This is a genomic window from Clostridium acidisoli DSM 12555 (genome assembly GCF_900176305.1).
In the GTDB taxonomy this organism is placed as follows: Bacteria; Bacillota; Clostridia; order Clostridiales; family Clostridiaceae; genus Clostridium_I; species Clostridium_I acidisoli.
Genome location: NZ_FWXH01000018.1, coordinates 47,585 through 60,407 on the forward strand (window position 1 = coordinate 47,585; position 12,823 = coordinate 60,407).

At 32.4% G+C, this 12,823-nt stretch carries 13 protein-coding genes and 1 riboswitch; all 13 genes read right to left on the reverse strand.

The window, feature by feature from the left end; all coding sequences use genetic code 11:
- Window positions 1-22: 22 nt before the first annotated feature.
- Window positions 23-343, reverse strand: a complete 321-nt coding sequence (locus B8978_RS15830) for a cupin domain-containing protein (protein ID WP_084117257.1) — start codon at window positions 341-343, stop codon at window positions 23-25.
- A 187-nt stretch (window positions 344-530) separates the two neighbouring features.
- On the reverse strand, window positions 531-701 hold the full coding sequence (locus B8978_RS15835) for a YezD family protein (RefSeq protein ID WP_084117259.1): 171 nt from the start codon (window positions 699-701) through the stop codon (window positions 531-533).
- A 63-nt stretch (window positions 702-764) separates the two neighbouring features.
- Window positions 765-1,664, reverse strand: coding sequence for a radical SAM protein (locus B8978_RS15840; RefSeq protein ID WP_084117261.1), 900 nt, complete (start codon window positions 1,662-1,664; stop codon window positions 765-767).
- Window positions 1,665-1,709: 45 nt separating this feature from the next.
- Entirely contained in the window at window positions 1,710-3,008 is a 1,299-nt protein-coding gene (locus B8978_RS15845; protein ID WP_084117263.1) for a nitrogenase component 1, read from the reverse strand.
- Entirely contained in the window at window positions 3,008-4,474 is a 1,467-nt protein-coding gene (locus B8978_RS15850; RefSeq protein ID WP_084117265.1) for a nitrogenase component 1, read from the reverse strand. The genes B8978_RS15845 and B8978_RS15850 overlap by 1 nt, the downstream gene beginning before the upstream one ends.
- 34 nt (window positions 4,475-4,508) lie before the next feature.
- Window positions 4,509-5,768 carry a nitrogenase component 1 gene (locus B8978_RS15855; RefSeq protein WP_084117267.1) on the reverse strand — a complete coding sequence of 420 codons (1,260 nt, stop codon included), beginning with the start codon at window positions 5,766-5,768 and terminating at the stop codon, window positions 4,509-4,511.
- Window positions 5,765-7,222, reverse strand: a complete 1,458-nt coding sequence (locus B8978_RS15860) for a nitrogenase component 1 (protein WP_084117269.1) — start codon at window positions 7,220-7,222, stop codon at window positions 5,765-5,767. The genes B8978_RS15855 and B8978_RS15860 overlap by 4 nt, the downstream gene beginning before the upstream one ends.
- Before the next feature lie 27 nt (window positions 7,223-7,249).
- Window positions 7,250-8,002: an amino acid ABC transporter ATP-binding protein gene (locus B8978_RS15865; protein WP_084117271.1), complete on the reverse strand. Its 753-nt coding sequence runs from the start codon at window positions 8,000-8,002 to the stop codon at window positions 7,250-7,252.
- A 5-nt stretch (window positions 8,003-8,007) separates the two neighbouring features.
- A complete protein-coding gene (locus B8978_RS15870) occupies window positions 8,008-8,718 on the reverse strand; it encodes an amino acid ABC transporter permease (protein WP_084117273.1) in 711 nt (236 codons plus the stop codon).
- Between the two features lie 17 nt (window positions 8,719-8,735).
- Window positions 8,736-9,422, reverse strand: a complete 687-nt coding sequence (locus B8978_RS15875; RefSeq protein ID WP_084117275.1) for an amino acid ABC transporter permease — start codon at window positions 9,420-9,422, stop codon at window positions 8,736-8,738.
- A 30-nt stretch (window positions 9,423-9,452) separates the two neighbouring features.
- A complete protein-coding gene (locus B8978_RS15880) occupies window positions 9,453-10,268 on the reverse strand; it encodes a transporter substrate-binding domain-containing protein (protein WP_084117277.1) in 816 nt (271 codons plus the stop codon).
- A 32-nt stretch (window positions 10,269-10,300) separates the two neighbouring features.
- Window positions 10,301-11,476: a M20 metallopeptidase family protein gene (locus B8978_RS15885; RefSeq protein WP_084117279.1), complete on the reverse strand. Its 1,176-nt coding sequence runs from the start codon at window positions 11,474-11,476 to the stop codon at window positions 10,301-10,303.
- Window positions 11,477-11,521: 45 nt separating this feature from the next.
- Window positions 11,522-12,334, reverse strand: a complete 813-nt coding sequence (locus B8978_RS15890) for a transporter substrate-binding domain-containing protein (RefSeq protein ID WP_084117281.1) — start codon at window positions 12,332-12,334, stop codon at window positions 11,522-11,524.
- Window positions 12,335-12,468: 134 nt separating this feature from the next.
- Window positions 12,469-12,576: riboswitch (SAM riboswitch) on the reverse strand.
- Between the last annotated feature and the right edge of the window lie 247 nt (window positions 12,577-12,823).

Genomic DNA, 12,823 nt, shown 5'->3' on the forward strand with positions numbered 1-12,823 from the left:
CCTCCATTTTTCTTTATTTTTATTATAAAAGATCTTCCCTCTCTGGTGTAAAGGTCTCAAACATCACTGTATCTAAGAGAGCTATTGCTCCATGTTCTATATTAGGTTCAACATAATAAGAATCACCAGCATTTAATACTGTTTTTTCACCTGCTATAGTTACTTCTAAGCTACCTGACAAAATGTAGTTTACTTGTTCATGTGGATGTGAATGGCTTGGCCCGACAACTCCATTCTTCATATTTACCTGCGTAGACATAAGCTTTTTCCCACCTGCAAAAAATATCCTTTCAAAACCTTCTGGTCCAGTGACAATCCTAGTTTCACTTTTTTTAACTATCATAATTAAAACTCTCCTTTGTTTTAATATCTATATAATTTTATTTTAAATTATTCTAAAAGAAATAACTACATAAATTATAAAAAAACACATTTTTTAATTTAAAATGTGGAATCCAATATAAATGCTAATAGAGCTGTTTATTGGAATTTTACAATTCACTATAAACAGCTCCTTAACATTTTCTTTTTTATTTAAGCCTTATTTTCTCACTAGTTTCTATTTGAATAAGGACGCCATCCTGAATGACCAGTGTTATTGAGCCATACTTTATGGTCTTTACTAGTTGCAATATTTTTTCTATATCACATTGTGAAACAGTGTCCTTTTTTTTATAAGTTCTGTTTATATCTTCAACCATATCTTCCTCCTCAATTAAATTACTATGTCAATTCTAAGTATTAGTCCTATGTCTTATAAAGATTTAACCGTGTGAAAAAGTTTCAAGATCATTTCGTTTTCCATAAAGTAAACTTGATAAATCTTTTTTCCCTGGTATTCCGCAGGCATCGGCACGGCAATGTTTGCAATGTCTAAATACCTCTAGATATTTTTCTGCTTCAAGTCTTGCATTATCAAGCTGCTGGCAAGTAGGTGCAGGAACATGACTAAGATCATGTTGCGGAATCAGTGGTATAATATTATACAGTGTTGCGCCTGCTTCTTTAACAGTTTTTGCTGTTTCTTCTATGTGTTTATCATTTATTCCCGGTACAAGCACCGTATTAACTTTTACTATTACACCTAGTTCACTTATCTTTTTTATTCCCCTTAATTGTGCATCTATAAGGATTTTTGCTGCTTCTTCCCCAAAATATACTTTACCATCTAATATTACATTTGAAATTATTTGGCTTTGAATTTTAGGGTCTACAGCGTTAACAGTTACAGTTATTGTGCTAACTCCAGCTTCATAGAGATCGTCAGCATAACGTTCAAGTAAAAGTCCATTTGTACTAAGGCATTCAACTAAATCTGGATATGCTTCATGTACAAGTCTAAAGGTTTCTATAGCATATCCTGTTGCTAAAGTATCACCAGGACCCGCTATTCCAACAACCGTTATTTCTGGACAAAGTTCAAGTGCTTTTTTAACCGTTGCTACTGCATCTTTTGGATGTAGAATTCCATTTGCAACTCCTGGTCTATCCTCATCCTCATTACAATCTCTTTTGCAAAACTTACATTGTATATTACAAGTTGGACTTACAGGTAAATGAACTCTGCCATATTTTGTGTGAGCCTCTCCCCCAAGGCATGGATGTATATTGGACAATTTCTTAAATTTATCATCCTTATTTACTTTGATTGTATTGCTAGACATATTTACCACCCTTTCCTATACTTAGACATATTTTTTGAATGCGCCTTAATTAAATCTTGTAAGTACTACTGAATATATATCCTCTAAAAGCTTAAGACCACCAGCATATCCTACATATGAACCATTTATAACTAGTCTTTCAACTATAGGCCATGAAATTGTAAGATAGTGAGCATTAGTCTCTTTAGCAACTTGTTTCTCCCATGAACTTCCTAAAATAAGTGGATAGCCAAAGAAATCTGCATTCTTAATTTCCTCATGAATCAAATATCCATCCGTTGAAAATTCCACCTCTGCTTCTATACCATAGTTCAAAGTTTTAAATTGATTTCTTATCCAATCTCTATATTCATTTGGCGTATCATCAGTTATATACTGTTTTGATGGAAAAAGTCCTAAATCATTTACTAAGAATTTTGTAACTGCAAGGGAATATTGTGCATCCGAAACAACTACAAATCTTTTTGACATTACACGTGTCTCTAGAAAAACATCTGCAAACCTTTCAATATAGTAGTAATATTCATCCTCATGTTTATCAATTATCTTCTGAGTTTTTTCATCATCTATTCCCGCAAACTTTCCTACTTCCCTTAAAAATTTAGTTGTCTCAAATGCTCCTATTGGTATAGTAGGATAATGTAAATAAGGTGTACCAAATTTTTTTTCTAGAAGTTTAACAGTTTCAATTCCAACCCATGGTGATACTAATAAGTTAAAATCTGCTTTTGGAATTTTATCTATGTTTTCAAGTCCTCTCCCTTGACCAAATATTGTATTGGGTATTAGTCCTAACTCTTCCACAAGTTTTTCTAGTGCTCTTAGATTTCCAAGCCAAAAGGGATCATGCATTGGAGGACCTGACCATATGTTTACAAGTCCTGTGATTTTTTCATCAGAAGGTTTTAGATACTGTTCAATAATTGCTTTTATTACCCAGTCATGTCCATTATAGTTGTTGCCTTTAAACCCTGGAGTTGATGCATATATTACAGGTTTGTCTGAATCTTTAAAAGAACGAACTACTTCAAATGCATCATCACCTATAATTTCAGACGTACAACTAGTCAATACTACATATAAGTCAGCGTCTATAACCTTAAGGGAATTTTCTATAGTCTCTTTTAATCTCTTTTCACCTCCAAACACAACTTCTTTTTCACTTATATTTGTACATGGATATATATGTGGTGAAAAATATCCAGAACTTCCTACACTACCATTTAACTTTTCTGCACAACCAGGACCTGAATGTAATATTGGTATAGCCCTAGTAATTGCTTGAACTGTTTGCATTGCTGTCATTGCGCATTTATATCTTGGTTGGTCTAATATTTTTGTCATTATTTTTGCTCCTCTCTTAGGAATTTTCCATTTTGTTGTTTGTACCACCAGTCTGTATACGGAAGTTTTACTCTTGCAGCAAGATTTTTTTCAAAACTTCTATTTTTTATTGTATCAAGGAGTGAGTGTGCAAAATTTAATGTACCTTTATACCCAAAAATCATATATTCATCTGCAACATATAGTGCTGGTATCCCCTGCTTTATGGCCCATACTGTAGTTCCTGGATGTCTTGAAAAATATATATCTGGTTTATATTCATTAAGTATATTAAGTATTTCAAAATTTTGTTGATCCGCTATACTTAATTTAAAGTTATTTGGTGAGTTTTCCAATAGATAGTCTAATGCTGGTGGAACCTTTGCATTATCATACTTCTTATCATAATGCCATGCTGCTGCCCATACTACCTCAACTCCAAGTTCTTGAAGAACTCTTGTTACTTCAAAAGTGTATCCTGGTCCCATTCCAAGTACTGCACGAAGTCCCTTCAGTTCTTTTTTGACTTCTTCAATTTTAGGAAGATACTCTGCTCTTTCTCTTGCTATATAATCTTCAACTTGCTGTTTTTTATCTATTACCTCGCCAATTTGCCTAAGCCAAGTTTCAAAACCTGTTACTCCTAATGGATTTATTGTTCTTACATAAGGTACTCCAAATTTCTCTTCTAATCCATTTCCTAGATATGTTCCTAAAGTACCACATATGCAAACTGTAGCTAGTGATTCTGAAAGCCTTGACAATTCTTCTACTGTTGAATTTTGATACAAGAAAAGTGGCTCTACATCAAAATTTTTAAATATTTCAATTATGTCCTCCCTGGCACTTTCAAAAAAATTTTTAAAATTTATAATGTTTCTTTTGGTTTTTGCTGGTTTAACAATACTTGAAAGCACTGCATGATCGGATTCATCAAAGCCAGAGGCCCATATTCTAGATCTAAATCCTTCACAGTGTACAGGCGCTATAGGTATTGGAAGTTCTGCTTTTAATTCATCAACAACGCTATCAACATCTTCACCAATTATGCCTGTTACACAAGATGTTCCTATAAATATCGCTTTAGGTTTATACCTTTTGTAAGTTTCTAATATTATTTCTCTAAGACTTGTTGTTGCACCAAATACTGTATCCTTCTCATTCATATCTGTGCCTATAAACACAGTAGCATTAGTTACTCCTCTTTTTTTTGCAAGTTGATCATTTGATACAGTTACTCCTGGTGCTATAGCCGTACATCCTGATGGTGCATGGTTTATTATTGCTATATCTCTTATTCCAGAAAGTTGACCTAGTGCACATCCAGCATTACAGGAGCTTGACTGGCTAAAACATCTGTCTCTATTTTTAAGTCCTCCACACTGCGATTTCTTTACAAGATCATGAATGTTGCCATTGTAACCTGTTATAGAACCTAGTCTAGCTTCTCTCGTTGGAACATTTGATCCATTTAAATTAAATGCCATTTGAAAATCCTCCTTTATTTCTTTTCATTTTTTGTTAATTGTTATTATATAAATCTTCAAGAAATGTTAAACATCCTCTATAACCAGCGTAACCCTTGTTAATAATAAACGTTTCTGTATTTGGATAACTTACTAGCGTAGTGAATATGTCCAATTCATTTCCTATTTCTTTTTCAAAACTACTTCCCATAAGGAGTGTAGCTTCATCTTCAAATTCTCTTATTAATTCACTTATTTTCCATTTATCAGTTTCAAAAACAACCTTAGGTTTTCTTCCATATTCTAAATTTGCAACTTCTTCTATTTTTGCATGATAAACTTTAGGAATATCATCTGTTATTACTGCAAGTAATGGTACTTGACTGTAGTCATTAGCTAAAAATTTTGTTACTCCTATTACTGTGTTTGCATCTCCTACTATGATAAATCTATAATTTGAAACTACACCTATATTTCTCTCAAAATGGCTATAAACATAGTCCTCTTCCTCTTCAATTACTTTTTCTACATCATTTCTATCTAAATTTAGCTTTTCTGATAACTCTCTTATAAATTTTGAGGTAGCCGTTGGTCCTATAGGTAGCCCAGGATATCTATAGGTATCCACATCAAATTTATTCTGATAAGTTTCTGCTAAATCTTTTAAAAGCCAAGGTGACAAAACAACATTAAGTGCTGCTTCAGAAGATTTTTTTATAGTTTCAATTCCTTGATGTTCAGTAAAAAATGTATTAACTTTTATCCCCAATTTGTTCAATATTCTTGTTAGTTCTTCAAAATTACCTTGCCAAAAGATGTCCTGATGTGGAACTATTCCAAAAAGATTAATTGTTTTTTCTTTTTTTGGTGAAGTCTCAGTTAAAGCATTTACTAGTGCATCTAAAGTAATCTCATATCCATAGTAGGTATCTCCTTTAAATCCAGATGTTTGAACATTTAATATAGGCACACCTTTTCTCTTGAATTCATTAACAACACTATCAACATCATCTCCTATGATTCCAGAAGTACAACCAGTTAAAACCACATATAAATCTCCATCCATTACTTCTAAAGAGCCCTCAATTGTTTCTCTGAGCCTTTGAATTCCTCCGAACACAACTTCTTTTTCAAACATATTTGTGCTAGGACATCCTATTCCTCCTATATACCCAGTTTTTTGACCTATTGACACTTGTAGTCCACAGCCAGGTCCCGCATGAAAAATAGGTATAACCCTCTCCACTCCGGTCGCCACTGCAAGGGCTCCTCCAAGTGCACAGGAAGTTCTTGGGTTTTCTATACATTTGCTCATTCTTCATTCCCTACTTCCTTGAAATATTTAAAAGCATTTTCTGAATACCACGAGTTTTTATATGGAAGTTTTTTATGTTTTGCAAGTTTTATATTAAAGCTTGGATTTTCAACCGCATTTTCTATTTTTCGCCCTAAATATAGCAGTCCATTGTATCCAAAAGTTGGTCTTTTCGATTCCAAAATGTGTGTAGAAGGTACTCCTAATTTTGAAACCCAAGTTGACATTCCAATAAATAATTCTGGCTTCAATTTATTCACTAAGTTAGATTGTTCAAAAGGTTGCATGTTTGCAATATCAATAATAAAATCTCCACCATGAATTTCTTCAAGCTGCTCAAAGTTTTCAATTAATGCCTCTTCATAAGTAGGTGTTTGTATGCCAACAAGCTTCATGCCAAAATCTTCTATTAAAGTTGCTGCCGCAATACCCCTACCAGTACCTGCACATATGAATACTCTTTTTCCTCCAATGTGGTCTCTTATCTTTGCAATTTGAGGAAGTACTCTCTCATGCTCTTTCTCTATATATTTTAAAGCTATGTCTTCTTTTCCAACTAATCTTGCAACACTTAAAAACCATTCGTCTGTACTCCGTATTCCTATTGGCATTCCTGTTTTTGAATATGGTATATCATAATATTCTTTAAGATGTTCCATAAATTCATCTGCAAATACTTGGCATACTGCCACAGAATATTCAGCTGCAGGTATCCTCTTTAGTTTTTCCACACTTGAATAAAAAGGTATATAATTAACATGCAAACCTAAAACTGCAAGTAAATTTTCCATTTCAAGTTGATCTTTATAACCAATGGATGTAGTTGCAAAAACATTTATTAATCCTTTTTCCTTCTTTGGTTTTTCTCCTTTGATTATATATTTTTCAATTGCTTTAAATACCGTGTCAAAACCTGTAGCTGGAACTCTTGATTTGAAACCTTCACAATGAATTGGAACAACAATTGCATTAACTTCTTTTTGAACTATATTTGCAACAGAGTCAACATCATCTCCAATAATTCCAGAAGCACATGAAGTAAATATAAATATTATATTTGGTTTATATCTGTTTTCAAGCTCTAAAACAGCTTCTTTAACCTTCTTTTCTCCTCCTAATACCACATCTTTTTCATCTACATTAGTGACAATGTATCTAGCGTTTCTTATTTTTTCAATCTTTCTATGAAATTGTCCAACTTTAAAATTATCATTCATAAATGAAACACAGCCTACACAACCATTTGGCGCATGTACAACAAAAGCGGCATCTTCCATAGATAGAAGTGCTGCAATGCTGTTTGTTTCCTGGCATTGCGTTGCCTGAGCAAAAGTTCTATCTGCGTTTTTTAAACATCTTTTTTTAAATTTATTAGAAAGATTACTACTGCACCCACCGCCATCTGTAAGTGCATAGGGTCTATCTTCACGATTTTTTGCTATAATGCCTGCCATTTTATCACCCCTTCTGTTTAATCTGAGTTATATTGTATAACTCCATTCAGGAACTATTCTCTTTAAGAACGTTCTTGTTCTCTCCTCCTTAGCATTTGTAAATATTTCTTTTGGTGTTCCTTCCTCTACTACAACTCCACCTTCCATGAATATAACTCTAGTGGCTATGTCATAAGCAAAGGACATTTCATGAGTAACAACAATCATTGTTATGCCCTCTTCAGCAACCTTTTTCATAACCTCAAGCACATCTCCTACAAGTTCTGGATCTAATGCTGAAGTTGGTTCATCAAATAAAATCACTTCTGGATTAAGTGCAAGTGCTCTTGCTATCCCAACACGTTGCTGCTGACCCCCTGAAAGCTGACACGGATAAAAATCATATTTATCTGAAAGTCCAACTTTATCAAGTACTTTTTTACTTATTTGTTCTGCCTCCTTCTTTGGAACCTTTCTTGCTATTACTAGACCTTCCATTACATTCTCAATGGCTGTTTTATTATTAAAAAGGTTATAATTTTGGAACACCATTGCTGTTTTTTTTCTCACATTAAATATGTCCTTTTTAGTGACGTGTTGAAAATGGATTTTATCTTCTCCTATTATTAATTCTCCATCATCTGCCTTCTCTAAAAAATTAATACATCTTAATAATGTAGTTTTTCCTGAACCACTAGGTCCAAGTATTACAATAACTTCACCCTTTTCTACTTTTAAATCCACACCTTTTAAAATTTCGTTTTTACCAAATTTTTTATATATTGACCTAATTTCTATCAACAAAATCACCCCCTATTGAATGCATAAAACCTTTTTTCTAGCGAATAAAATATTTTTTCAATTATTATACACATAACCCAATACACAATTGCTGCTGCTACATAAGCTTCAAGAAATTTGTAGTTTGAATTGGCTGTTATTAGAGCTCCATTCAAAAGGTCGGTTACTGAAATCATAAACACTAGAGAAGATCCCTTTACAAGCCCTATTAAATTGCTACATAACATGGGCATTGCAACTGGCAAAGCTTGTGGTAATATAATTCTTATTAGTGTTTGGGCTTTTGTAAGTCCAACAGAATAACCTGCTTCATATTGGCCTTCTTTTACTGCTATAAGTGCCCCACGTATAGCCTCTGAAATATACGCTGTTGCGAAAAAGCTTAATGCAATTAATCCTATATAAACTGAATTTATGTTTTTTGCACGTATTGCCAAATGTAGGCCTTTAGCAATACTATCAAAGCATTGAAGTACTGCAAAGTATACAATTAGAAGTTGTAGTACTACAGGAACACCCTTTACAATCACCACAAAAACTTGCAATATCCTTGAAATAAACTTTATATTATACAATCTTACAAGTGCAATTATTGTTCCTAAAATTGTACCTACAATAAATGGTACTAATGCTAGTTCTAATGTTATTGGTATATACTTTATTGCCGCTTTGAGTGCAACTGTAACCATAAAATTTGTATCAAATTGACTACCCATCTAAACACCTACCTAATTTATAATTTACTAAGCAAAGACTTTCTTTCAATTAGCCCGCTGACTTTTTCAACAATTACTCCTAATATGAAAAATATAATTCCTGCTGCTACATATCCTTCAATAGTATGATAGGTTCTTGCACCTAAAACTTGAACCTCACCCATAACATCAACTATTCCTAACGAGAATGCTATAGCAGAATCTTGAAGAAGTCCTACAATAGTAGTTGATATACTTGGTAATGCAGTTTTTAAAGCTTGTGGTCCTACAATCCTATAGAAAGTTTGAATTTTAGTAAGCCCTACTGAATATGCCGCTTCGGATTGTCCTATTGGTACACTTGTTATTGCTGATCTAATGATTTCTGACATAAAGGCTGCAGTGTTTAATCCATAAGTTATTATTACAAATATAAGCTTATCCCACCTGTTTATGTTGATTCCAAAATTCATAAGTATAGCTGGCAGTCCGTAATAAACTATAAACATCTGAACAATTATAGGTGTTCCTCTTATAAAGGAGATGTATATTGCTACAATTTGATTTAATATTAAAATCTTATGCAAACGAATTAATGCTAATACTGATCCCAAAATCATTCCAACTATAGTTGCTGTGAAAACAAGCAATAATGTAATATGAAGTCTTGATAACAGTTGTGGTAAATATTCAAATACCAATTTACCATCAAAATACTGAGTCACTATACATTCCTCCTTTCGTTTTATTAATTGTTAATCATTATGTGTATAATCTCCACCCAATGTTTCTTTTGAAATTTTCTCTAGTGTTCCATCTGCCTTCATAGCTTTTAATGCTTTATCTATATCTTTTTGTAGTGTTGTATCCGATTTTCTATATAAATAATAAGTACTTGAAGATGAAATTGGACTTCCAACTGTTTTAAGTTTATCTCCAAAAGTTTTATTATATTGTTCAACTAATCTTGTAACTGATATAAAAGCATCTATATCACCAGCTTCAAGACTTTTTATTGTCGTTGCTATATCTGCTGATGAATATACAAGTTTAATTGCGTCTCCATGAGTTTTGTTATATTGTTCTAAAGTATATGCATCATTACTTCCTTTACCTACTTGAACCTTTTTTCCTTTTAAATCATCAATTGAATTAATGTCTGTTCTATTCTTTAAGTCAGTTATTCTCAAAATAAACGTTGTATAACTCTCATTTGAGAAAAGAAATTTTTGTTCTCTTTCAGGGTTTTTTTCAAACTGATGTGCTCCAACGTCAACTTTTCCAGATTGTAAACTTAGTAATACATTTGTAAAATCCATTGGTTGAAATTGAAATTTATATTGTGGTAATCTTTTGTTTACTTCCTTCAAGACATTAATTTCATAACCTGCTGGTTTACCATTTGCATCTAAATAGCAATAAGGTTTAAATGCATTTCCTGTTCCTATAATCACCGTTTTAGGATTACTTTTAGTGGCTTCAGAACTGGTTTTATTTGCTCCGCAGGCTGTTAATAATACACCTACTAGCGTCGCCACCGTCAATAATTTCATAACCTTAAATTTTTTCATAAAATATCTCTCCTCTATTTGTAATATCTTTATTAATTGCTGTCTAAAAAATCTACAGCTGACTGTGCTAATAATGCCGTTCCAATTGGCAATGCTTTTTCATCAATATCAAATTTAGAATTATGAAGTGAATAATTTTTTTTGTCCCTAAATCCTACACCTAGAGATACAAATGCTGATGGAACAACCCTTGTATAACATGCAAAGTCTTCTCCTAAGAGAGTTTTGGGAATTAATTTAACAAAATCTTCTCCAACAATTTTTACTGCCGAATCTTTTACAATTTCGATCATTTTGATATCATTAATTAATGGAGTTCCACCTAGTTGCAATTTAAAATTGTAAGTTGCTCCATATGAGAGAGTAATAGCTTTTATAATGTTTTCCATCATTTCACCTATGTTCTTGCTTATGTCCTCACTAAACAATCTAAGTGTCCCTGTTAATGTTACCTTGTTAGCTATTATATTGGCTTGACTACCCCCGTTTATGGTTCCTATAGTCATTACAAAAGGCTCCAGTGGATCTATTCTTGAGGATTTTATTGTTTGTAATGAAAGTATTAATTCTGATGCTACTAAAATTGCATCTGTGGCTCTGTGGGGTAATGCTCCATGACCACCTTTACCAATAATATCTATTTTAAATGCCCCTCCTGAAGCATAAAACTCTCCGGGTCTATATCCAACAGTTCCTGATAAAAGATTAGGATCTACATGTAAACCAAATACTGCATCTACCTTTGGATTTTCTAGAACGCCTTCATTTATCATATCCTGGGCACCACCTAGTGAACTTTCTTCACTAGGTTGAAAAATAAATTTAACAGTTCCATTTATAGAATCTTTCATTTTGGATAATATTGAAGCTGAGCCTAAAAGTATTGCTGTGTGTGCATCATGTCCACAGGCGTGCATTACATTATCATTGTTAGATTTAAATTCAAAATCATTTTGTTCTTGTATAGGTAATGCATCCATATCGGCTCTTAATGCAACTGTTTTCCCACTATTGTTACCTTTCAATATTCCTACCACACCAGTTTTACCAACATTTTCAATAACTTCAATTCCAAACTCTTTAAGTTTTTTAGCCACAAGTTTTGATGTTTCAAATTCACGTATAGCAAGTTCTGGATTTTTGTGTATTGTTCTTCTAATTTCTGTTATATCTTTTTCTATTTCATAAGCTGATTGTCTTATTGGCACCTTACCATTCACCTTCCTTTTCTGCTTTATCCATTCTCTACCATTTTATTTTGTATAATCTGCTCCTAAATACTTAATAGAAATTTTTGATAATGTCCCATCTTTTTTCATATCTTTCAATGCATTATCAACATCAGTCTTTAATTTGCTTTCATTTTTTCTATACACTTGATAAACATCAGTATTATATATAGGCTCTCCTTCTAATTTCAAAACATCTCCAAAGGACTTATTATACATATCTACCTGCTGTGCCCATGAAAAAAACGCATCGATTTTTCCATCTTCCATAGATTTTATTAAAGTTGCTGTATCTGGTGATCCGTAAATAAGATTTATCTTTGTTCCATGTTCTTTATTATAGTTTTCTAAATAGTTGGCAGCATTAGATCCTGTACTGACTTGAACATTTTTGTTATTTAAATCTTTAATAGATTTTATATCATTTCTAGTTTTTAAAACTGTCAGCTTTACGATGTCGTTAGCATATCCTTGAGTTCCAAAAAGATAATTTTTTTCACGTTCTGCATTTTTTGCATATTGATGTGCTGCAATATCTATTTTTCCAGATTGTAAGCTTATTAAAATATTTGAAAAATCCATTGCTTGATACTCAAATTTATATTGTGGAAGTCTTTTATCAACTTCTTGCAAAACAGCGACCTCATATCCTGTGGGTTTTCCATCTGCACCTAGATAGCAATATGGTTTAAATGCATTTCCGGTTCCTACGATTACTGTTTTGGGGTTTGAGACACTACTCTTATTAACTTCTGCTGTATCTTTTCCACATGCGGTTAATGAAATTACTGCTATGATCCCTAGTGTAAATAATTTAATGATTTTTGTTTTTTTCATAAAGATTACCCCCGTATATTTATATTATTTGCACTCCCTCAGTTGTTTGCTTTTAAAAAGCTTACAACCTAATTTCTTATTTATAAAAAAAATCTTCACTAATATAAGACTAAGTGAAGATTTTTTATCCTTTAGCCTTATCTTTCAGGAAAACCTGCTGGACTTAGCACCATGCATGCGAATGAAACACACTGGTTGCTGAAACTTCATTGGGCCAGTCCCTCAGTTTCTCTAGATAAGAAAATATTAAATTTTAATAATAAAAAAGACCATGTTAAACCACGCTTTATAGAAATAAAACATTGTTAAACATAGTCTCTAGTTTGTCTAGTCGACTGTATATATCCAACTATTCTTATTTGTTTAGTTGTTGTTATTATTATAATTATCTATTCTGCTTTTGTCAAACGTTTTTTAAATTTTTTTAAATATTATAAAAAATTTATGTTTTACCTACTAAATTATAATCTAAGCCTTGTACTTTTAGTA